20 protein-coding genes are annotated in these 22,128 nt (G+C 68.9%); 11 read left to right on the top strand and 9 right to left on the bottom strand.

The features are described 5' to 3' along the window. The first annotated feature begins 74 nt into the window (after nt 1-74). Nucleotides 75-566, top strand: a complete 492-nt coding sequence (locus TSB10GB4_RS04980) for an ureidoglycolate lyase (RefSeq protein WP_186388870.1) — start codon at nt 75-77, stop codon at nt 564-566. An 18-nt stretch (nt 567-584) separates the two neighbouring features. On the opposite strand, the gene TSB10GB4_RS04985 is transcribed toward TSB10GB4_RS04980, so the two are convergent. The 7 genes from TSB10GB4_RS04985 to hutI all read right to left on the bottom strand — a co-directional run bounded on the left by TSB10GB4_RS04985 (nt 585) and on the right by hutI (nt 9,246). After that, on the bottom strand, nt 585-2,135 hold the full coding sequence (locus TSB10GB4_RS04985) for a TRAP transporter large permease subunit (protein ID WP_371328857.1): 1,551 nt from the start codon (nt 2,133-2,135) through the stop codon (nt 585-587). Beyond that, entirely contained in the window at nt 2,135-2,674 is a 540-nt protein-coding gene (locus TSB10GB4_RS04990; RefSeq protein WP_244296483.1) for a TRAP transporter small permease subunit, read from the bottom strand. Before TSB10GB4_RS04990 ends, TSB10GB4_RS04985 begins: the two co-directional genes overlap by 1 nt. 129 nt (nt 2,675-2,803) lie before the next feature. Next, on the bottom strand, nt 2,804-3,901 hold the full coding sequence (locus TSB10GB4_RS04995) for a TRAP transporter substrate-binding protein (protein ID WP_186394811.1): 1,098 nt from the start codon (nt 3,899-3,901) through the stop codon (nt 2,804-2,806). Nucleotides 3,902-3,981: 80 nt separating this feature from the next. Further along, nucleotides 3,982-5,655 (bottom strand): urocanate hydratase, encoded by a 1,674-nt coding sequence (hutU, locus tag TSB10GB4_RS05000; protein ID WP_186394812.1) that lies wholly within the window; start codon nt 5,653-5,655, stop codon nt 3,982-3,984. After that, complete coding sequence (gene hutG, locus TSB10GB4_RS05005) at nt 5,652-6,470, bottom strand: N-formylglutamate deformylase (RefSeq protein WP_186394813.1); 819 nt, start codon at nt 6,468-6,470, stop codon at nt 5,652-5,654. The genes hutU and hutG overlap by 4 nt, the downstream gene beginning before the upstream one ends. Next, nucleotides 6,467-8,014 (bottom strand): histidine ammonia-lyase, encoded by a 1,548-nt coding sequence (gene hutH / locus TSB10GB4_RS05010; RefSeq protein WP_186394814.1) that lies wholly within the window; start codon nt 8,012-8,014, stop codon nt 6,467-6,469. Before hutH ends, hutG begins: the two co-directional genes overlap by 4 nt. Then, entirely contained in the window at nt 8,014-9,246 is a 1,233-nt protein-coding gene (gene hutI, locus TSB10GB4_RS05015) for an imidazolonepropionase (RefSeq protein WP_186394815.1), read from the bottom strand. Before hutI ends, hutH begins: the two co-directional genes overlap by 1 nt. 113 nt (nt 9,247-9,359) lie before the next feature. On the opposite strand from hutI, the gene TSB10GB4_RS05020 reads away from it, so the two are divergent. The 10 genes from TSB10GB4_RS05020 (at nt 9,360) to TSB10GB4_RS05065 (ending at nt 20,627) form a co-directional block, all read left to right on the top strand. Then, nucleotides 9,360-10,733 (top strand): formimidoylglutamate deiminase, encoded by a 1,374-nt coding sequence (locus tag TSB10GB4_RS05020; RefSeq protein ID WP_186394816.1) that lies wholly within the window; start codon nt 9,360-9,362, stop codon nt 10,731-10,733. After that, nucleotides 10,733-11,479: a GntR family transcriptional regulator gene (locus TSB10GB4_RS05025; protein WP_186394817.1), complete on the top strand. Its 747-nt coding sequence runs from the start codon at nt 10,733-10,735 to the stop codon at nt 11,477-11,479. Before TSB10GB4_RS05020 ends, TSB10GB4_RS05025 begins: the two co-directional genes overlap by 1 nt. Nucleotides 11,480-11,677: 198 nt before the next feature. Further along, entirely contained in the window at nt 11,678-12,712 is a 1,035-nt protein-coding gene (locus TSB10GB4_RS05030) for a TRAP transporter substrate-binding protein (RefSeq protein WP_186394818.1), read from the top strand. 66 nt (nt 12,713-12,778) lie between these two features. Then, nucleotides 12,779-14,047 carry a flavin-dependent oxidoreductase gene (locus TSB10GB4_RS05035; RefSeq protein ID WP_186394819.1) on the top strand — a complete coding sequence of 423 codons (1,269 nt, stop codon included), beginning with the start codon at nt 12,779-12,781 and terminating at the stop codon, nt 14,045-14,047. A gap of 2 nt (nt 14,048-14,049) precedes the next feature. Next, on the top strand, nt 14,050-14,529 hold the full coding sequence (locus TSB10GB4_RS05040; RefSeq protein WP_186388880.1) for a MarR family winged helix-turn-helix transcriptional regulator: 480 nt from the start codon (nt 14,050-14,052) through the stop codon (nt 14,527-14,529). 324 nt (nt 14,530-14,853) lie between these two features. Then, nucleotides 14,854-15,363: a hypothetical protein gene (locus TSB10GB4_RS05045; protein ID WP_186394820.1), complete on the top strand. Its 510-nt coding sequence runs from the start codon at nt 14,854-14,856 to the stop codon at nt 15,361-15,363. 57 nt (nt 15,364-15,420) lie between these two features. Continuing rightward, nucleotides 15,421-16,692, top strand: a complete 1,272-nt coding sequence (locus TSB10GB4_RS05050; protein WP_186394821.1) for an imelysin family protein — start codon at nt 15,421-15,423, stop codon at nt 16,690-16,692. Between the two features lie 110 nt (nt 16,693-16,802). Continuing rightward, nucleotides 16,803-18,305: a di-heme oxidoredictase family protein gene (locus tag TSB10GB4_RS05055; protein WP_186394822.1), complete on the top strand. Its 1,503-nt coding sequence runs from the start codon at nt 16,803-16,805 to the stop codon at nt 18,303-18,305. A 47-nt stretch (nt 18,306-18,352) separates the two neighbouring features. Next, entirely contained in the window at nt 18,353-19,504 is a 1,152-nt protein-coding gene (locus TSB10GB4_RS05060; protein WP_186394823.1) for an imelysin family protein, read from the top strand. After that, on the top strand, nt 19,485-20,627 hold the full coding sequence (locus TSB10GB4_RS05065) for a DUF1513 domain-containing protein (protein WP_186394824.1): 1,143 nt from the start codon (nt 19,485-19,487) through the stop codon (nt 20,625-20,627). The genes TSB10GB4_RS05060 and TSB10GB4_RS05065 overlap by 20 nt, the downstream gene beginning before the upstream one ends. Nucleotides 20,628-20,646: 19 nt before the next feature. Here the strand turns inward: TSB10GB4_RS05065 and TSB10GB4_RS05070 are convergent, their stop codons facing one another. Together TSB10GB4_RS05070 and TSB10GB4_RS05075 are read right to left on the bottom strand one after the other, a co-directional pair. Continuing rightward, nucleotides 20,647-21,171, bottom strand: coding sequence for a glycine cleavage system protein R (locus tag TSB10GB4_RS05070; protein ID WP_208984448.1), 525 nt, complete (start codon nt 21,169-21,171; stop codon nt 20,647-20,649). Nucleotides 21,172-21,244: 73 nt separating this feature from the next. Next, nucleotides 21,245-21,769, bottom strand: coding sequence for a cupin domain-containing protein (locus TSB10GB4_RS05075; protein ID WP_186394825.1), 525 nt, complete (start codon nt 21,767-21,769; stop codon nt 21,245-21,247). Nucleotides 21,770-22,128: the final 359 nt, after the last annotated feature.

Below are 22,128 nucleotides of genomic sequence, written 5' to 3' on the forward strand. Positions count from 1 at the left end.
GGGCGGTGGATGCACCCTCGTGCCGGGGTCTGCCGGTGCGACGTCGATGCCGCAAACTTGTCTGGGAGGATCGCTTGAGCCATCTGCTGACGCCGGAGCCGCTGACCCGCGAGGCCTTTGCGCCCTTTGGCGAGGTGATCGAGGCCCGTCATGAGGCAAGCCACCTCATCAACGGGGGGCGCACCCGCCGGTTTCACGCCCTTGCCGAGGCCGATTCCGGCCCGGACGGCAAGCCGATCCTCTCGATTTTCCGGGGGACGCCGTGGCCGAGCCCCGTCACCGTGCGGATGCTGGAGCGCCATCCCCTGGGCAGCCAGGCTTTCGTGCCGATGCAGGATCATCCGTGGCTGGTGGTCGTCGCCAGCCACGCGCGCCCCGGCGATTGCCGTTGCTTTCTGGCGCGGGGCGACCAGGGCGTCCAGATCGCCCGGGGCGTCTGGCATCACCCGCTGCTGGTGCTCCAGCCGGTGCAGGACTTCCTGGTCGTCGACCGCAGCGGTCCCGGCGTCAATCTGGAGGAAGTGTTCTTCCCCGAGGACGAGGGCGTGGTCATCGCCCCTGTGTGAGTGCCTGCCGAGACGTGTTCAGAAGATCAGGCGCGGCAGGGTCGTCGCCACCCGCGGCAGCAGCCAGATCATGCCGATGCCGGCGATCTGCAGCACGATGAAGGGGATGACGCCCTGGTAGATCTGGCCGGTCGTCACCTCGGGAGGCGCCGCGCCGCGCAGGTAGAACAGCGAGAAGCCGAAGGGCGGGGTCAGGAACGAGGTCTGCAGGTTGATCGCGATCAGGATCGACAGCCAGACCGGATCGTGCCCCATCAGGATCAGCACCGGTGCGACCAGCGGCAGCAGGATCACCGAGATCTCGACGAAGTCGAGGAAGAAGCCGAGCAGGAAGACGAGCGCCATGACGAAGAGCAGGGCGGCGTCGGGGCCGCCCGGCATATTGGTCAGGAACTCCTCGATCCGGTGATCGCCGCCGAGCCCGCGGAAGACCAGCGAGAAGATGCTGGCGGTGAGGATGGTGGCGAAGATCATCGCCGTCACCGACAGGGTGGAGTTCATCACCGGCTTCAGCACATCGGCGCGGAAGGTGCGGGCGAGCGCCTGCAGGATCGCGGCGGTGGCGATCGCCACCAGCAGGGTGGCGAGGCCGCCGATCGCCCAGTCGATCGGCCCGACGTCGCTGCGTTGCAGCCGGACCGGGTGGACCGAGATCAGCACGGCGAGCAGGGCAAGGCTTGCGGCACCGGCGATCACCAGGCCACTGCGGCCGTTGCCGAGCCGGGCGGAGGCCATCAGCAGCGCGCCGATGGCGCCGACCGCCGCGGCCTCGCCCGGCGTCGCGATGCCGCCGAGAATGGAGCCGAGCACGGCGATGATCAGCAGCACCGGCGGCAGGATGGCGGCGGCGATCTTCGAGGCGGGAGGGCGGTCGCCCCCGTGCTGCATCGCCGGGGCGGAGGCGGGCGACAGCCACGCCTTGACCAGCAGATAGACGATGTAGATGGCGACCAGCATCAGGCCGGGCAGCAGCGCGGCAGCGAAGATCTGGCCGACCGAAATGGTCTCGATGGTGAACTTGCCCTGGCGGAACTGCGCCTGCTGATAGGCATTCGACATCACGTCCGAGAGGATGATCAGCAGGGTCGAGGGCGGAATGATCTGGCCGAGCGTGCCGGAGGTGCAGACGATGCCGGAGGCAAGCCGCGGATCGTAGCCGTTGCGCAGCATGGTCGGCAGGGCGATCAGGCCCATGGCGACGACGGTGGCGCCGACGATGCCGGTGGAGGCGGCCAGAAGTGCGCCGACCAGCACGACGGAGATGCCGAGCCCGCCGCGCAGCGTTCCGAACAGCCGGCCGGCGGTCTCCAGCAGGTCTTCGGCGATGCGGCTCTTCTCCAGCACCACCCCCATGAAGACGAAGAGCGGGATGGCGATCAGCACGTCGTTGGTCATGACGCCGAAGACGCGCTGGCCGAGCGCGCCGAGCAGGCTGATGTCGAACTGGCCGGTGAAATGGCCGAGAATGGCGAAGAGCGTCGCGATGCCCGCGAGAATGAAGGAGACCGGATAGCCGATCAGGATCGCGGCGATCAGCGCGGCGAACATCAGGAGGTCGAGCGGCAGCATCAGGCGCGGGTCCCGGTGTCGGAGGCGGCAGTGGTGCCGTGCGGCGCAGCGAGGCGGGAAAGGTCGCGCAGCAGGCAGGCGAGGCCCTGCAGGGCCAGCAGCACGCAGAAGGCGGGCACCAGCGACTTGAGCAGGAAGGAGGCCGGAATGCCGCCGACGGAGATGGCGCCCTCCATCACGGCCCAGGAATTGCGGACCGAGGGCCAGGACCACCAGATCAGGATCGCCATGGACGGCAGCAGGAAGACCACGGCGCCGAGCGCGTCGATCGCCGCGCGGCCGCGCGTGCCGAGCTTGGCGTAGAAGATGTCGACGCGCACATGGCCGTCGACCAGCAGCGTGTAGCCGGCGCCGAGCATGAACAGGGCGGCGTGCATGTAGAGCACGCCCTCGTTCAGGAAGATGAAGCTGATGCCGTAGACATAGCGCAGCACCACCACGCCGAATTGCAACAGCACCATGAAGAGCGCCAGCCAGCGCACCAGGGCGCCGACGGAGCGGTTGACCAGGTCGAGCCAGTCGGCGAGGCGGGCGAGCACGGGCCTTGTCCTCTCGTGCGGTCGGTCGGGGGGAAGATCGCGGGCCGGCGAACGGCCCGCGACCTGTCACGGATGCAGCGCCGGGGTCCGGAAGCGCGCCCGGACCCTAGCAGGTTTTACCGAGGGCGCTCAGTACTTGTAGTCCATGGCGCGGGCGTTCATCTGCCCGTTGTCGGCATAGACCATGTAGTCGGAGACCGAGGCGCGATAGGCAAGGAAGCTCTCGACGATCCGGCGCACCAACTCGTCGTCGTTCTCGCGCAGTTCGCCGATGACCTCGCCGGCGGCATTGCCCATGGCGACGATGACGTCGTCCGGCAGCTTCTTCACCTGCACGCCCTGCTCGGCGACGAGCTGCTGCAGCGCCAGCGCATGCTTGGTCGTGTACTCGGTCCAGACCGGGTTGTAGAGCGACTCGCAGGCAAGCGCGACGGCCTGCTGCAGGTCGGCCGGCAGGGCCTCGTAGGCGGCCATGTTGACGGCGCATTCCTCGGCGGAGGACGGTTCGCCGACGCCCGGCCAGTAGTAGTTCTTGGCGACCTGCTGGAAGCCGAGGGCGGAATCCGACCAGGGGCCGATGAACTCGCCGGCGTCGAGCGCGCCCGACTGCAGCGCCTGGAACATGTCGCGCCCGCCCATCGCCTGCACGGCCATACCGAGTTTGGCGCACATTTCCGAGGCAAGGCCGGTGGTGCGGAAGCGCAGGCCCTTGAGGTCGTCGACCGAGTTGATCTCGTTGCGGAACCAGCCGGCCCATTGCGGGCCGGAATTGCCGCAAAGGAACGGCTTCAGGCCGAAGCGGCCATAGATCTCGTCATAGAGCGCCTGACCGCCGCCATGGGCGAGCCAGCCGAACTGCTCGTCGGCGCGCAGGCCGAACGGCTGCGAACCGAACAGCAGGATGCCCTTGGACTTGGAGCCCCAATAGGCCGGAACCGCGTGATAGAGCTCGGCGGTGCCTTCCGCGACGGCGTCGAACACGCCATTGCCCGGCACCAGCTCGCCGGCGGCAAAGAGCTGCACCTCGATGCGGCCGCCCGACAGGGCGGTGATGCGGTCGGCGAGCATCTGCGCGGCAACGCCCGGGCCCGGCAGGTTCTTCGGCCAGGCGGTGACCATCTTCCAGCGCTTCACGTCCTGGGCGATGGCCGGGGCCGCGAGGGCTCCGGTGGCGGCGGTGGCGACGGCGCCGACACCGGCGGTCTTGAGGAAATCACGTCTCTTCATGGCAGCACAGTCCTCTGGTTGGTTTTCCTTCACAGCATCATGGGGCCTTGCCGGCCCTTTGAACGTCCCGCGGTCCCGCCTCAGTTTCCGAGGATAGCGGGCAGGCGCAGGCCGTGTTCCCTGGCGCAGTCGAGCGCGATCTCATAGCCGGCATCGGCGTGGCGCATCACGCCGGTCGCCGGGTCGTTCCACAGCACCCGCTCGATGCGGCGGTCGGCATCCTCGCTGCCGTCGCAGCAGATCACCATGCCCGAATGCTGCGAGAAGCCCATGCCGACGCCGCCGCCATGGTGCAGGCTGACCCAGGTCGCCCCGCTTGCGCAATTCAGCAGCGCGTTGAGCAGCGGCCAGTCGGAGACCGCGTCCGAGCCGTCCTGCATGGCCTCCGTCTCGCGGTTGGGCGAGGCGACGGAGCCGGAATCGAGGTGATCGCGGCCGATGACGATCGGCGCCTTCAGCTCGCCGTTGCGCACCATCTCGTTGAAGGCGAGGCCCAGCCGGTGGCGGTCGCCGAGGCCCACCCAGCAGATGCGCGCCGGCAGGCCCTGGAAGGAGATGCGCTCGCGCGCCATGTCGAGCCAGCGATGCAGATGCGTGTTGTCGGGCAGCAGCTCGCGCACCTTGGCATCGGTCTTGTAGATGTCCTCCGGATCGCCCGACAGGGCCGCCCAGCGGAACGGACCGACGCCGCGGCAGAACAGCGGGCGGATATAGGCGGGCACGAAGCCGGGGAAGGCGAAGGCGTTTTCCAGACCTTCCTCCAGCGCGACCTGGCGGATGTTGTTGCCGTAGTCGAGCGTCGGAACGCCCTTGTTCCAGAAGTCGACCATGGCGGCGACGTGCTCGCGCATGGAGGCGCGCGCGGCCTTCTCCACCGCCTTCGGGTCGCTCTCGCGCTTGGCCGCCCATTCGGCCATGGTCCAGCCCTTCGGCAGGTAGCCGTTGATCGGATCGTGGGCCGAGGTCTGGTCGGTGACGATGTCCGGCTTCACCCCGCGCCGCACCAGCTCGGGGAAGATCTCCGCCGCATTGCCCAGCAGGCCGACGGACTTGGCCTCGCCGGCCTTCGTCCAGCGCTCGATCATCTCCAGCGCCTCGTCCAGCGTTTCCGCCTTCTCGTCGACATAGCGGGTGCGCAGGCGGAAATCGATAGACTCCGGATTGCACTCCACCGCCAGGCAACAGGCGCCGGCCATCACCGCGGCGAGCGGCTGGGCGCCGCCCATGCCGCCGAGGCCGCCGGTGAGGATCCACTTGCCCTTGAGCGACCCGCCATAGTGCTGGCGGCCGGCCTCGACGAAGGTCTCAAAGGTGCCCTGAACGATGCCCTGGCTGCCGATATAGATCCACGAGCCGGCGGTCATCTGGCCGTACATCATCAGCCCGGCCTTATCGAGCTTGTTGAAGTGGTCCCAGTTGGCCCAGTGCGGGACGAGGTTTGAATTGGCGATGAGCACCCGCGGCGCGTCCTTGTGGGTGCGGAAGACGCCGACCGGCTTGCCCGACTGGACGACCAGCGTCTCGGTCTCCTCAAGGTCGCGCAAGGTGGCGACGATGCGGTCGAAGTCGTCCCAGGTGCGCGCCGCCCGGCCGATGCCGCCATAGACGACGAGTTCGTTCGGCTTCTCGGCCACATCCGGATCGAGATTGTTCATGAGCATCCGCAAGGGCGCTTCGGTCAGCCAGGATTTTGCGGTGATCTCGGTGCCGGTGGCCGCCCGCACGGTGCGGGTGTTGTGGCGCGGGTTGGTCATGTGGTTCCTCCGGAGACAAGCGACCCGTCGAGCGCGAGGCGTTCCAGACGGGTGAGAAGGGTCTTGAGATGGACGCGAAGGGCGCTCGCCTTCGCCTCGTCATAGGCGAAGGGTGCGCTTTCGCTCGCCAGATGGGTCGACTGGGCGAGCTCCATCTGGATGGCGTGGACATTGTCGGCCGGGCGGCCGTAGTGGCGGGGGGTCCAGCCGCCCTTGAACCGGCCGTTGAGGACGCTGGAATAGCCGTCCGCCCCGTCGCAGACCTCCACAGTGGCCTGCTCGATCAGGGGATGGCAGGTCGCCCCGCCATTGGTGCCGATGTTGAAGTCCGGCAGCGTGCCCTCGAACAGGAAGGGAATGTGCGAGCGGATCGAGTGGCAGTCGTAGAGGATCGCGACGCCGTGGAGCGCCTTCACCCGCTGGATCTCGGCGGCGAGCGCGGCATGATAGGGCGCGTGGAACGCTTCGCGTCGGGCGGCGACATCGGCTGGCGTCGGGGCTTCGCCGTCCTTCCAGATCGGAACGCCGTCGAAATCCGTCTCCGGCACCAGGCCGGTGGTGTTCTGGCCCGGATAAAGGCTCGCGCCGGCAGGGTCCCGGTTGGCGTCGACGACATAGCGGTGGAAGGTCGCGCGCACCGTGGTGGCATCGTCCAGCAGCCCGTCATAGAGCCGGTGGATGTGCCAGTCCGTGTCTGCCAGCTCCAACCCGCGCGCGTTGAGCCGTGCGGCGATCGCCTCGGGCACATGGGTGCCCGTATGGGGCAGGCCGAGGATGACGGGGCTCGTGCCCTTGCGGATCTCGACGGGCGTCATGCGGCCTCTCCCAGCGACAGCAGGGCGGCTTCGCTTGCCGCCGCGACGACCTCGCGGCTGGTGACGAGGCGGGCTGCGACCTGAAGGTCGGGCGCCATGTAGCGGTCGGCCTCGAGCGGGGCCACATGCCGGCGCAGCCTGGCGACGGCGGCGGCCAGCGGCGCGCTGGTGGCGAGCGGGGCGCGGTGCTCGATGCCTTCGGCCGCGCACAGCATCTCGACGCCGAGAATGACGGCGAGATTGGCGTTCATCCGCTCCAGCCGCCGTGCGCCATGGGCGGCCATGGACACATGATCTTCCTGGTTGGCGCTGGTCGGGGTGGAATCGATGGAGCAGGGATGGGCGAGATGCTTGTTCTCGCTCATCAAGGCTGCCGTGGTCACCTCGGCGATCATCATGCCGGAGTTGAGGCCGGGATCGCGGGCAAGGAAGGGCGGCAGGTCGAAGGACAGCGTCGGGTCGACCATCAGCGCCACCCGGCGCTGGGCGATGGCGCCGAGTTCGGCGATGGCCAGCGCGATCTGGTCGGCGGCGAAGGCGACCGGCTCGGCGTGGAAGTTGCCGCCCGACACGATGCGCCCCTCGTCGATCAGCACCAGCGGGTTGTCGGTCGCCGCATTCGCCTCGATCTCCAGCGTGCGGCCGGCCACGCGCAGCAGGTCGACGCAGGCGCCGGCCACCTGCGGCTGGCAGCGGATGCAATAGGGGTCCTGCACGCGGCTGTCGCCGGTCCGGTGGCTCTCGCGGATCTGCGACCCGTCCATCAGGGCGCGCATGGCGGCCGCGACCTCGATCTGGCCGCGATGGCCGCGCAGCGCGTGGATCTCCGGCAGCAGCGGCGCGGTCGAGCCCATGATCGCGTCGGTGGACAGGCTCGCGGTCAGCAGCGTCGCCTCCGCCAGTCGCCAGGCGGTGAACAGGCCGGTGAGCGCGCAGGCGGTGGAGAACTGCGTGCCGTTGATCAGGCCGAGCCCCTCCTTCGGGCCGAGCACCACCGGAACAAGGCCGGCTTTCTCCAGCGCGGCGCGGCCGGGCATACGCGTGCCCCGGTACTCCGCCTCGCCTTCGCCGATCAGCACGGCGGTCATATGAGCGAGCGGGGCAAGATCGCCGGAAGCGCCGACCGAGCCTTGCGAGGGAACGCAGGGGGTGATGCCGGCGGCGAGGCAGTCCTCGATGAGCTTCAGCACCTCAAAGCGCACGCCCGAGGCGCCGCGCCCGAGCGACAGCAGCTTCAGCACCATCATCAGCCGCGTCGTCGCGCCGTCGAGCAGCTCGCCGACGCCGCAGCAATGCGAGAGGATCAGATTGCGCTGGAGCGTCGCCGTGTCGGTGCCGGCGATCTTGACGCTGGCGAGCTTGCCGAAGCCGGTATTGACGCCGTAGACGGCTTCCTCGCCCATGGCGGCCGCGGCGACCCGCTCGGCGGCGCGCTCGATGTCCGCTTGCGCGCCTCGGTCGATGCTGGCGGCGAGCTCCTCGCGATAGATGCGTTCGAGCTGGGCGAGCGTGACGCGGCCCGGCGTGAGGGTCATGACGCTCATTATGCGCCTCCGAAAATGCGGTGGTGCAGCGGGTTGAAGCCGATGCGGTAGGTCAGTTCGGCCGGCTCCGCGACGTCCCAAACGGCAAGGTCGGCGCGCTTGCCGGCCTCGATGGTGCCGATCTCGCCGGCAAGGCCGAGCGCGCGGGCGGCCTCGCGGGTCGCGCCGGCAAGGCATTCTTCCGGTGTCAGGCGGAACAGCGTCGCGCCCATGTTCATGGCGAGCAGCAGCGAGGTCAGCGGCGAGGAACCGGGATTGCAGTCGGTGGCAAGGGCGATGGGGACGCCGGCCTTGCGCAGCGCTGCAACGGGGGGCGCCTGCGTCTCGCGCAGGGTATAGAAGGCGCCGGGCAGCAGCACGGCGACCGTGCCGGAGGCGGCCATGGCATCGACGCCGTCCTGGCCGAGATATTCCAGGTGATCGGCCGAGAGCGCGCCATACTGCGCGGCGAGCTTCGCGCCGCCGAGATCGGAGAGCTGCTCGGCATGCAGCTTGATCGGCAGGCCGAGCGCCTTTGCCCGCTCGAACACCTGCGCCATCTCGGCCCGAGAAAAGGCGATGCCCTCGCAGAACCCGTCGACGGCATCGACAAGACCCGCCGCATGCGCCGCATCGAGGCCCGGCAGCACCACCTCGTCGAGATAGGCCTGCGAGCGCCCCTTGTAGTCGGCCGGCACCGCGTGGGCGGCAAGCCACGACGTGACGACGCGCACGCCGCGTTCGCGCCCGAGGCGCCGGGCGGCGGCGAGCATGCGCATCTCGTCGGCAATCGTCAGGCCGTAGCCCGACTTGATCTCGATAGTGGTGACGCCTTCGCCGATCAGCGTGTCGAGCCGGGGCAGGGCGGCGGCGACGAGCTCGTCCTCGCTTGCCGCCCGCGTTGCCGCGACGGTGGAGACGATGCCGCCGCCGGCGCGGGCGATCTCCTCATAGCTTGCCCCTTCGAGGCGCAGCTCGAACTCGCGGGCCCGGTTGCCGCCATGGATGATATGGGTGTGGCAGTCGACGAGGCCGGGAGTGACGAGGCGGCCGCCCAGCGACCGGGACGGCCAGGACGCGAATTGTGCGGGCAGGTCGGCGGCACTGCCGCACCAGGCGATACGGCCATCGGCACCGATTGCGACGGCGCCATCCTCGACGAGACCATAGGGGGTGGCGCCCGCGACCAGGGTCGCAAGACGCATTGCGGTCAGGACCTCGCCGGCGGCGGATCCGGTCGCAGTTTCTGGCATGACCCCTCCCAGGGCTTCCGGTCGAATGGTTCTTCTGGTGTGCTGCAATATGTGTTTGTTTAATTACGATATGTATGTACATAATTGTCAATCTCAAAAATGAGGCGGACGGAATGCGGATCTTCGCGGAGACGGCCTTGCTGGCCACGGGATGGGCGCGCAACGTGGTGGTGGAGATCGCCGCGGACGGGCGGATCGGCAAGGTATTGCAAGGCGTTGACCGGGCAGAGGCGGCGGCCGAGCACGCGGTCGGGATCCTGTTGCCGGCACCGGCAAACCTGCACAGCCATGCGTTCCAGCGGGCGATGGCGGGCCTGAGCGAGTTTCGCGGCACGGCCGAGCACGACACGTTCTGGACCTGGCGCGAGATCATGTATCGCTTCCTCGGCGCCTTCACGCCGGAGACGGTGGAGGCCGTGGCCGCCTTCGTGCAGATGGAGATGCTGGAGGCCGGCTATGCCGCCTCCGCCGAGTTCCATTACGTCCACAATCAGGCCGACGGCACGCCCTATGCTGACCGGGCGGAGCTTTCCCGCCGGATCGCGGCCGCCTCTGAGATCTCCGGCATCGGCCTGACCTTGCTGCCGGTCTATTACACGACAGGCGGCCTCGATCGCCGGCCGCTCGCCGGCGGCCAGCGCCGCTTCGGCTCCGATCTCGACGGCTTTGCACGGATCGTCGAGGGGGCGGAGGAGGCTGTGGCAGCGCTTGCCCCTGACGCGCGGCTCGGGATCGCGCCGCATTCGCTGCGCGCGGTGCCGGCGGAGGGCCTTGCGAAGGTCGCCGCCCTGCGCCCCGCCGATCCCCTGCACATGCATATCGCCGAGCAGACCGGCGAGGTGGAGGAGGTGCTGGCTGCCCATGGCCGCCGCCCGGTCGAATGGCTTTTCGACAACCATCAGGTGGACGAGCGCTGGTGCCTGATCCATTGCACCCATCTGACCGACGGCGAACGCAAGGCGATCGCGACGAGCGGCGCCGTCGCGGGCCTGTGCCCGATCACCGAATCGAGCCTTGGCGACGGCATCTTCGATGGTGCCCGCTATCTTGCCGACGGCGGCACGCTGGGTATCGGCTCGGATTCCAACATTCGCATCGCACTGTCGGAGGAGCTGCGCACGCTGGAATATTCCCAGCGCCTGCGCGACCGGCACCGGGCGGTTCTGGCGACGAGCGAGCGCTCCTGCGGCCGCCGGCTCTACGACGAGGCGCTGAAAGGCGGCGCACGGGCGCTCGGCCGCGACAGCGGTGCGATCCGGGAAGGCGCCTGGGCCGATCTCGTTGCCCTCGATGCGGCGTCGCTGCACCTGGAGGGACTGTCCGGCGACACGTTGCTCGATGCATGGATCTTTGCCGGCGACGACGGGCTGGTGCGCGACGTGTGGGCGGCGGGGCGCCATAGGGTGCGGGACGGCAGCCATGTCGACCGCGCGCGGATCGAGGCCGGCTACCGCGACGCGATGCGGACCTTGAAGCGGAGCATGTGATGTCGCGACCCGTCGTGCCTGCGAAGGACGCCGACCCGGTGCCGGCCGGCATCCGGGTGCCGAATTCCTTCCGGGCCATCAAGGCGGAAATCCTCAAGCGCATCAGCGAGCGGGTCTGGCTGCCCGGCGAGCTGATTCCGGGCGAGGAGGATCTGGCGCGCGAATTCGGCTGCGCCCGCGTCACCGTCAACCGGGCGCTGCGGGAACTTGCCGAGATCGGTCTGGTCGAGCGCAAGCGCCGCGCCGGCACCCGCATCGCCGAACATCCCTTGCGCGAGGCGCGGCTGGAGATCCCGGTGGTGCGCAGCGAGGTCGAGGCGCGCGGCGCCCAGTACCGCTTCTCGATCCTCAGCCGCGAACGGCTGGAGGCGCCGGAGGCGATGCGCGCCCGGCTCGACCTGCCGGCCGGCACGCCGATGCTGCATGTGCGCTGCCTGCATTTCGCCGACAACCGGCCCTGGCAATTCGAGGACCGCTGGATCCACATCGCCGCCGTTCCCGACATCGCCGACGAACCGTTCGAGCGCATGAGCCCCAACGAGTGGCTGGTGAAGTTCGCCCCCTTCTCGGAGATGGAGATCGGCCTCAGCGCCGCGGCGGCGAGCGGCGAGGAAGCGACGCTGCTCGCCATCCAGCCCGGCGCGCCGGTCTTCGTGTTCGAGCGTACCACCTGGCTGATCGACCAGCCGATCACCCACGTGCGGATGCTGCATCCCCAGTCCTACCGGATGGTCTCGCGCTTCTGAGGTGCGGATCGGCGATTGATCGCTCGCCCGTTGACGGGCATAATCGTTTACATAATAAACGATCTGGATGCGGTCCGCCGGGAGGAGCCGGGGTGGTCGCGTCCGCATGGGCTTGGCCCGGACCGGCGGCAGCCGGCAGGGCAGGCGACGGACGGCGCGACGCGCCGGGGCCGTGCGAGATAACTGGGAGGACACCGAATGCTTCGACTGAAATCGCTCGCCGTCGCTGCGACGGCGCTGGCTTGCGCCGGTATTGCCCCGGCACTGGCGCAGGACGTGACCCTGCGCGTGCATCATTTCCTGCCGGCGCCGGCGCCGGTCCCGAAGAACTTCATCACCCCCTGGGCCGAGAAGGTGATGGCCGAGTCCAACGGCCGCATCAAGGTCGAGGTCTTCCCGGCGATGCAGCTCGGCGGCACGCCGCCGGCGCTCTACGACCAGGCCCGCGACGGCGTCGTCGATATCGTCTGGACCCTGCCGGGCTACACGCCGGGCCGTTTCCCGGGCAGCGAGGCGTTCGAACTGCCGTTCATGGCCGCCAAGGCCGAGCCGACCAGCGAGGCCTTCTGGGATTTCTACGAGAAATACCTGCAGGACGAGTTCAAGGACGTCCATCCGATCGCGGTGCATGTGCACGGCCCCGGCCTGCTGCATGTCAAGGGCAACGGCGTCACCGCGCTGGAGGACATGAAGGGGCTGAAGCTGCGCGGGCCGACCCGCCAGACCAACGCCCTGCTCGGCGCGCTCGGCGCGACGCCGGTCGGCATGCCGGTTCCGGCGATGCCCGAGGCGCTGTCCAAGGGCGTGATTGATGGCACGGTCGTGCCGTGGGAGGTGACGACGCCGCTGAAGGTGGCCGAACTCGTCAACAGCCACACCGACTTCGAGGGCTCGCGCGGCCTCTACACCGCCACCTTCGTCTTCGCCATGAACAAGGCGAAATACGACAGCCTGCCGGAGGACCTGAAGGCGGTCATCGACGCCAACAGCGGCCGCGAGGTGTCCAAGTGGGTCGGACGCGTCATGGACGAGGGCGACATGCCGGGCATCGCCGCCGCCGAAAAGGCGGGCAACACGATGCGCAAGCTGCCGCCGGAAGAGGCCGAGCGCTGGAAGGCCGCCGCCGAGCCGGTGGTCGCCGCCTGGATCGCGGAAGTCGCGGGCAAGGGCTATGACGGCGCCGCCATGGTCGAGGATGCCCGTGCCATGATCACGCAATACGCGGGCGAGTGATTGGCGTTCCCTGCCGGCCGGTAGCGGCCGGCAGGGGCTTTTCCCAGGCATCCAAGGATCTCCGCCATGACCGTTCTCGTTGCCGGCGCGGGCATCGCCGGCCTGACGCTCGCCCTCAGTCTGCACCGGATCGGCGTGCCCGTGCGCATCTTCGAGGCGGTGCGGGAGATCCGGCCGCTTGGCGTCGGCATCAACCTGCAGCCGCATGCGGTGCGCGAGCTCGATGAACTCGGCCTGCTCGACCGGCTCGACGCCATCGGTCTCAGAACCCAGGAAGTCGCCTATTTTTCCAGTCATGGCCAGCCGATCTGGTCGGAGCCGCGCGGGCTGGCCGCCGGCTATGACTGGCCGCAATTCTCCATCCACCGCGGACGACTGCAGATGATGCTGCTCGACGCGGTGCGCGAGCGGCTCGGCCCCGATGCGGTGACTTGCGGCATTTCCGTAGCCGCCTGGCGCGAGAGCGAGGGCGGCGTCGAGATCGATCTCGTCGACCGGGAGACGGGAGCCTCGGCCGGCAGCGCGCGCGGCGCGGTCTTCGTCGCGGCCGATGGCATTCATTCCACGGCCCGCTCGGGGCTCTATCCGGACGAGGGCCTGCCAGTGTGGGGCGGCATCGTCATGTGGCGCGGCGTCACCCGCGCGCCACATTTTCTCACCCGCCGCTCGATGGCGATGACCGGCTGCAAGCCGCGCAAGTTCGTCTGCTATCCGATCGAGGACATCACCCTCGACGATGGCCGGCCCGGCGCGGTGATCAACTGGATCGCCGATCTGAGGATGCCCGCCGATCACATGTGGCGGCGCGAGGACTGGAACCGGCCGGGCAATCCGGACGACTTCCTGCCGCGGTTCGACACCTGGCGCTTCGACTGGCTCGACATCCCGGCGCTGATCCGCAACGCCGAGCACATCTTCGAATATCCGATGGTCGACCGCGATCCGCTGCCGCGCTGGACCCATGGGCCGATGACGCTTCTGGGCGATGCCGCCCATCCGATGTACCCGATCGGCTCCAACGGCGCGAGCCAGGCGATCCTCGATGCCCGCGTGCTGACCCGCGAGATCCTGCGTCACGGTGCGGTGCCGGCGGCACTTGCGGCCTATGAGGCGGAGCGGCGTCCGGCGACGGCGCGCATCGTGCTCGCCAATCGCGCCGACGGCCCCGACAAGGTGCTCGACGTGGTCGAGGAACGGGCACCGGACGGCTTCGGCCGCATCGAGGACGTGCTGTCCCGCGAGGAACTGCTGGAGACGGCGGCCGGCTACAAGCGGATCGCCGGCTTCGATGTCGAGGCCTTGAACCAGCGCCCGCCGATCGTGCCGGCAGCCTGATCATGGCGGCAGGCGGAGGCCGGGACGAGGCCGCCTCGGGCAGGGAGCTCGACTACGGCCTGCTCAACCGGCTGGTCGGCCACCTGCTGCGCCATGCCTTTCTGCGCGGTCACCAGGCCTTTGCCGAGGCATTTTCCGGCGAGGCGCTGACGCCGTTGCAGTTCATGGTTCTGGAACTGGTGGACCGCAATCCCGGTGTCACCCATCGCGATGTCGCGGCCGCCATGTCCACCGCTCCTTCGGTTCTCACCACCGCGCTGAAGCCGCTGGTTGCCGGCCGGCTGCTGGAGCAGGTCGGGGTGGCCGGCGACGGGCGGCGGGTGGCCTATCGCCTCACGGCCGAGGGCCGCAGGTATTTTCACGCGCTGCGCCCGCGCATCGACGCTGCCGAACGGCTTCTGCTCGCCGGCCTGGATGAGACGGAGGCCGAGACGCTCAGGAGCTTCCTGCGCCGCATGACCGGCCGGGCGGCGGAGGGGTGAGACTGCCGGAGCCCGTCCGGGTTCACAGCGGTGTCCCCGCTGGCTGACCAGATTCAGCGGCTGTTTGCCGCGGGCGCCGATCCGCGCCCCGGGCGCTCCCGCGCATCTGTTCCGATCGCCCTGTTTCACAAGGCGGAATCGCATCGGAAGCGGGTTCCCCCGCGCATCTGCAGTTTAGATCTATTATAATGTATTGATTTTACAAGAATATTATCTTGACTACAAAACTCATAATAGCGTTAGGTCTGCGAAGCTCGGCAGGGTCTGGACCCTTGCCGGACCCTTTGATGTCGGGGCCTTTACCCCCGTCGATTGGAGGCTGACGTGACTGTGAATACGCAAGGCCGCCCGACCGCGCCGGAGCGCGGGGACGAGGCGGAGACGCTTGTCGTCGAAGGGCTGCGGCGCTGGCTCGCCGGGTATCAGACGGGCAGCATCGAATGCTGGGAAACGGCCTGGACGCTCTATGCCGGCCGGCTCGGCGTGAGCCGGGCCCGCCAGGCGGTGACGGGGCTGTCCTGTTTCGCCAGGGCGCTGAACGGCTGGGCGAAATACGGCCTGTCCCTGCTCCCCTATGACTGCCCGCATCGCTGTGCCCATGAGTGCCTCGCGGTGGCGCTGGTTGCGTCCTGGCAGCGGGGCGACCGGGAGGCGGCCGCGAACATCGCCGAGGAACTGGTGGTGGCCGGTGGCCTGCCTTCCACGCTCGAGGCGGCCGCGAATTTCGCCGACACGCTCCGCCGGCTCGATCTGGTTCTGCCAAGCCCCGCCTGCCTGGCCTGCCGGGGTGCCGTTCCGGTGGCGACGCATCAGGCGGCGGAGACCCGGCACTGACATTTTCCAGTGCGCCGTGGCGGCGCGCATATGAGACGAAAGAGAGGAAAAGCCGAAATGAAAAAGACCCTGTTGCTGGCGGCTGCGCTGGCGAGCATTGCGCTGCTGCCGGCTGGCGTCGCCCGGGCGAGCGACGCGGCGGCCGTGCTTCAGACCTATGGCGACATTGCGCAGGCGGCCTATTCCGAATCGCTGACCACCGCGCAGGCTCTGTCGTCCGCCGTCGATGCGCTGATCGCCAGCCCGTCCGATGAGACGCTGGCTGCCGCCCGCAAGGCCTGGCTCTCCGCCCGCCGTCCCTATCAGCAGACTGAGGTCTATCGTTTCGGCAATGCCATCGTCGACGACTGGGAAGGCAGGGTGAACGCCTGGCCGCTCGACGAAGGCCTGATCGACTATGTCGATGCCGGCTATGGCAGCGACAACCCGGAAAACGCCTTCTACACCGCCAATGTCATCGCCACCCCGAAGATCATTGCCGGCGGCCGCGAGATCGACGCCACTGAGATCACGCCGGCCCTGCTGTCCGAGGAGTTGCAGGAGGTCGGTGAGATCGAGGCCAATGTGGCGACCGGCTATCATGCCATCGAGTTCCTGCTCTGGGGTCAGGATCTGAACGGCACCGGCCCCGGCGCGGGCAACCGTCCGGCCACCGACTATGACACGGCCAACTGCACCGGCGGCAATTGCGATCGTCGCGCCGCCTATCTGCGGGCGGCGACGGACCTTCTGCTCGATGATCTGAAGGAAATGGCGGATGCCTGGACGCCGGGCGGTGCCGCCCGCGCGGAACTTGCCGACAAGGGCGAGGCCGGCGGTCTTGCGACGATCTTCACCGGCATGGGCTCACTGTCCTATGGCGAACTGGCCGGCGAGCGCATGAAGCTCGGCCTGATGCTGCACGATCCGGAGGAGGAGCATGACTGCTTCTCCGACAACACCCACATGTCGCACTACGACAATGTGATCGGCATCCGCAATGTCTGGTTCGGCCGCTATGAGGGCTTTGCCGGAAAGTCGGTCGAAGGCGCGTCCTTGCGCGATCTGGTCGCGGCCAGGGATGCGGCTGTCGCCGACGACCTGACCGCCAGGCTCGACGCCTCGCTCGCGGCCTTCGAGGTCCTGCGCAGCCGCGCCGAGACCGTGGAGGCCTATGACCAGATGATCGGCGAGGGCAACGAGGAGGGCAATGCGGTGGTCCAGGCTGCGATCGACGCATTGATCGTCCAGACCCGGGCCATCGAGCGGGCCGTCGCCGTGCTTGGTCTCGACGAGATCGCCTTCGAGGGCTCCGACAGTCTCGACAACCCGAGCGCGGTTTTCCAGTAAGACCTGCGGGCTGTCACCAACCGGCCGCCGCGGAGGACACGGGTCCGCCGCGGCCCCCACCCACGGGCCGGATTGCGGGGCATCCGGCACCCAGGCAATGTGATCCATCCATGCCGTCAGCACATCTTTCCGTCGCCGCCATCCTGTGTGTGGCCGCGAGCCTTGCCATGCCCGTCTGCGCGGGGGCGGACGAGTTGCCCCATCGTGACGATCTCAGCCCGCGCGACCGGGCCAGGGTGGCGAAGGTTACCGCGAATCCGGACGACTTCTCCGCCCCGGAGGCCTTCGAGGCGATGCCCGGCGGCGCGACCACCTATCTCAAGCGCATCAACGTCAACGCCTTTTCCTTTCCCTCCACCAACCTCTCCTTCGAGGAGCAGCAGCGTTTCGCGCTCGGCAACGGCCTGTTCCGCAAGCTCTGGGTGTCGTCTCCGTCCTCGACCAATGCCTCGGATGGTCTCGGCCCGCTGTTCAACGCCCGCTCCTGCCAGGGCTGCCACCTGAAGGACGGGCGCGGCCATCCGCCGCGCGAGGGCGAGGAGCCGGTGGCGCTGTTCCTGCGCCTGTCGGTGCCGGGGGAGCCCGAGGCCGGCAAGCTGCTGCGCCCGGAGCCGACCTATGGCGGCCAGTTCCAGAACTACGCGGTGCCTGGCCTGCGCGCCGAGGGGCGGCTGGAGATCTCCTATACGGAAAAGCCGGTGACGCTCGGCGACGGCACGGTGGTGACCCTGCGCGTGCCGCACTATCGGATGACCGACCTCGGCTATGGCCCGATGGCGCCGGACGTTCTGACCTCGCCGCGCGTGGCGCCGCAGATGATCGGTCTCGGTCTGCTGGAGGCGATCCACCCGGCCGACATTCTCGCCAATGCCGATCCGGACGATCTCGACGGCGACGGCATTTCCGGCCGCCCGAGCTGGCTTCCCGATGCTGCGACCGGAGGCAAGGTGCTCGGCCGTTTCGGCTGGAAGGCGGAGGAGCCCACCGTGCGGGCGCAGTCGGCTGGCGCCTTTTCCGGCGACATCGGCATTTCGACGCCGGACGCTCCCGATCCCTTTGGCGACTGCACCGCCGCCCAGACAGAATGCCGGTCGATGCCGACCGGGGAACAGGCCAATCTGGGGCCGACGGAAGCCCCGGACCCGGTTCTGGAACTGGTCGACTTCTACGCGCGCAATCTGGCCGTGCCGCACCGCCGCGATGTCGACGACCCGCAAGTGCTGGCCGGCAAGGCGCTGTTCCATGCGCTGGGCTGCGCAAGCTGCCATCGGCCGAAATATGTGACCTCCCGCAAGGCGGAGATCGAAGCTCATCGCTTCCAGTTGATCTGGCCCTATACGGACATGCTGTTGCATGACATGGGGGAGGGACTGGCGGATAACCGGCCGCTTGCCAATGCCACCGGCCGGGAATGGCGCACGCCGCCGCTTTGGGGTATCGGACTGACGGAGGTGGTCTCTGGCCAGGAGAGTTATCTTCACGATGGGCGGGCGCGCACGCTGGAAGAGGCGGTCCTCTGGCATGGCGGCGAGGGACAGGCGGCGCGCGATGGCTACGCGGCGCTGGAGCGCGAGGATCGGGAGGCGCTGCTGCGCTTCCTCAAGTCTCTTTAAGCGGGCGGCGGCCGGCCAAGGCCGGTGATGAGGACGGGAGCGTGACGATGATGGGCGCGAACGGCGAAACGGCGATGCGTGACCTCGGAGCCCACCTGCGCGGGCGGCTTGCCGCGCGCGCAGGGGCGGCAATGCTGTCCGGTCTCATGGCGTTGGTGGGAGTGTGCGCGCAGGCGCGGTCGGCGGCGGCGGATCTCGACTATTCACGCTTCTGGCCGGCGGCCGTTGCCGGCTTTGCCGTCCCGGCGAGCGACGCGCTGGTGCAGACGATGCCGGCTCTGGCGACCGGTATCGAGATCGCCTGTACGGGCGGCTCTCCCGAGCCATTCGAGGAGGTCTTTACCCAGGCTGTCGGGGCGGCGGCGCGGCTCACCGTCCTGCGGGCCGGGGCCCTTGCCGACGACAATCGCCTGGAGCGCATCGCCTTCATTCCGGACGGGCGCGGCGTCGTGCGGCGGCAGGTGACGCGCCTCATTGCCGAGCGCGATCCGACGGCGCTCGACGCCGCGCGCCTGCGCGAGAAGAGCGTCGCGCTGCAGGGGCTGACGGCGCTGGAATGGGTGGCCTTCGACAAGGACGGCAAGATCGTGCTGGCCGATCGCGGCGAGGAAGGGGCCTATCGCTGTGCCTATGCGGCAAGCCTTTCCGAGCGGCTCGGCGCGACCGCCCGCGAGCTGCGGGCGGCGTTCGAAGCGCCCTCCGGCCAGACCGCGTTGCTGCTCGCTCCCGGTCCGGACAACGCCCTGGCGCGGACCCACAAGGAGGCGGCCGGCTTCGTCTTCAACGCGGTGATGACCTCGCTGGAGCTGATCCGCGATCAGATGCTGGTGCCGATGGTCGGCGAGCAGGGCTCGGCCGCCGGTGCGGCGCGGGTACCGTTTTCCCGTTCGCGCAATGGCGCAGCCTATCTGACGGGGGCGATCGACGGTCTGTTCCGGGCCGTGGCGGCTGCGGGCTATGCCGATGGCGCGGCCGAAACCGCGTGGATCGGCAATACTCTCCGCTTCGAGCGCGACAATGCGTCGAAGGCGCTGGCGGCGCTGCCCGCCGACCTGGAGGTAGCGCTGGCCGACGAGACGGCGCGCGGCCGGCTCGCCTATGTTCTGACCGTGCTGACCGGCCTGCGCGCCATGCTGTCCGGGGAACTCGCCGGCCAACTGGACTTTCGCGGAGGCTTCAATGCTCTGGACGGCGATTGACAGGCGCTCCCTGCTGGTTGGCGGCGGGGCGGCACTGACCGCCCTTGCCTTCGGACACCGACCGGGGCGGGCGGGCGAGCCTGTTCCGTCCGAGGACCCGCTGTTCGCCGCCGCCCGGCGCGGGGCGGATGGCCGCCACAGCATCGTCGTCACCGGGCTCGACGGCACCGACCGGCAGGTGATCCCGCTGCCCGGCCGGGGCCACGATATCGCGGTCTGCCCCGCGAGCGGACGCTGCCTTGCCTTCGCCCGCCGTCCGGGCACCTTCGCGGTCCTGTTCGATGCGGCGGGCACGCGCCCGCCCGTGGTCTTCGAGGCGGTGCCTGGCCGGCATTTCTACGGCCACGGTGCCTTTTCGCCCGATGGCCGGCTCGCCTATGCGACGGAGAACGACTATCTCGGCAATCGCGGCGTGATCGGCGTCTATGATGTCAGCGGCACGCGGCCGCAGCGGGTCGGCGAGTTCTGGTCCGGCGGCATCGGCCCGCACGACATCCTGCCGCTGCCCGACGGGCGCAGCCTCGTCGTTGCCAATGGTGGCATCGAGACCCATCCCGACACCGGGCGCCGCAAGCTCAACCTGGAGACGATGTGCCCCAACGTCACCGTGATCGACCGCGACAGCGGCACGGTGCGCGGCGTCGCCGATCTGCCTCCCGGCCTGCACAAGCTGTCGCTGCGCCACATGGCGGTGACCGGCGCCGGCAAGGTCTGGATCGGGGCGCAATATGAAGGCGGTCTTGAGGAAACGCCGCCGCTGATGGCCTCCCTCGATCTGGAGGACGGCCGCCTGCGCCTGCATGATGTGCCGGATGCGCTGCGCGGCCGTCTCGCCAACTATATCGGCTCGCTCGCCATGAGCCGGGACAGCGAGGTGGTCGCCGCGTCCTGCCCGCGTGCCGGCCTTGTCCTGTATTTTTCCGCGCGTGATGGCGCGTTCCTGTCCAGCCAGCAGCGCGCCGATGCCTGCGGCCTTGCGGAACTGGATCGCGACGGCTTCCTGATTTCGGACGGGCAGGGCGGCCTCAGCGAGAGCGGTGACCGCGCCGGGGCGCCGACGCTGCTGGCCTCCCTCGCCGGCACGTCCTGGGACAATCACATGGTGGCGATCGATCCGGCCTGACGGCCCGGAACCTGCTGCGTCAGACCGTATCGCTGAAGTCGATTTCAGCCATCAGGTCGCCGGCAAGGGTCTCCAGCGCCGCCGAGAGGTCGCCGGCGGCAAGGTCCACCGGCAGCACCACATCCACCTGCGCGCGGAACATGCGTTCGCCGCTCATCGAGCCGGCGGAAACCTCCGTCTCCAGCGCGGTGATGCTGACGCCCTTGGCCGCCAGCACGGCGGCCAGCGCATGCACGATCCCCGGATGGTCCTGGCAGATGACGGTCATCCGGGCCGCTTGGCCATGGGTTTCGCGGCTGGTTTCGCTGCGCTTCAGCGTCGTGGCGATGCCCGCGGCGGACAAGCCGGCGAGCGCTTGTTCCAGCGCCTCGATCCGCTCCTGCGGCACTTCGACCCGGACAATGCCGGCGAACGTGCCGGCGAGCCGTGCCATCGAGCTCTCGATCCAGTTGCCGCCATGGGCGGCGATGACGTCTGACAGCCGTTCGACAAGGCCTGGACGATCGTCGGCGATCGCCGTCAGAACCAGCGAGATCATGGACATGGGCGTAAGCCTCCCGGATGTTTTCCGGCAGGCTAGACCATAGCACGAACAATGGAAACCGGTACGCGCGTGCTCAGGGCGCGGGTCGTGCCTGCGTCCGGGGGGCGCCGAAGACCGCTGCCACCAGCCGCGCCATGATCCGCGACAGACGGCCATAGATCCGCAGCGGCAGGCGCGCCACCGGCGGCACCACGTCGTGGCAGAAGGCGATCTTGCGGACATAGCCATGCACCTGCCATTCGAACCAGGTGAAGGCGGGGAAATAAGCAGTGTCGCCGGCGGTCAGCTTGCGCACCTCGCCGTCCGGTCCGGTCACCGTGACCGCTCCTTCCAGGATGTAGACCGCCTCGTCGCAGCCGAAATACCAGTTGAAGCGGCCCCCCGTGCAGTCCCAGACCGACAGGGTGGCATAGCGGTCCTCTCCGCGCGCGATCTGGACGGCACGCGCCTGCGGATCGCCGTCCAGCACCCAGTCCGGATTGATCGGCGCGGGCGGCAGGTCCAGCCCGTCCAGCCGCGCCAGCGTCAGGCCGGCCGGCGTACGGTCGGCCGTGGCCATGGCAGCTCCAAGCGCACTGGCGGACGCGATGTCGGTCATGGTCGGTCGTCTCCCCCTCTGGTGGTGCCCTCCGCTGTATCAGCAAGCGGTGAAGAACCGGTTTCCGGCACGGCGCCATGTTTCGCCGCCTCGCCGACAGCGGCTGCCGTATTTGGCCCTTGCGGGGGGCGCAAGGCTCCACTAGCGTGCCCGGCCAATGACGGCGTCCCTGGAGGGACTGAAAGCGAGTCCGGTGGCGACCGACCCACATCGGGGGTCCAGTCCGGAGCTGTCCGAACGGTATGCGGTCCGGCGCGGCACATGGTCGTGCGGGAGCCCTGTCCTGTATCCGGCCGCTTTGCTCTCTCCCGGTGCCGCCGCGCCGGACCCGTCCGGCTTGCCATGCGGGCGTGTGGCCA

The sequence above is a fragment of the Stappia sp. TSB10GB4 genome (genome assembly GCF_900185745.1).
Lineage (GTDB): Bacteria > Pseudomonadota > Alphaproteobacteria > Rhizobiales > Stappiaceae > Stappia.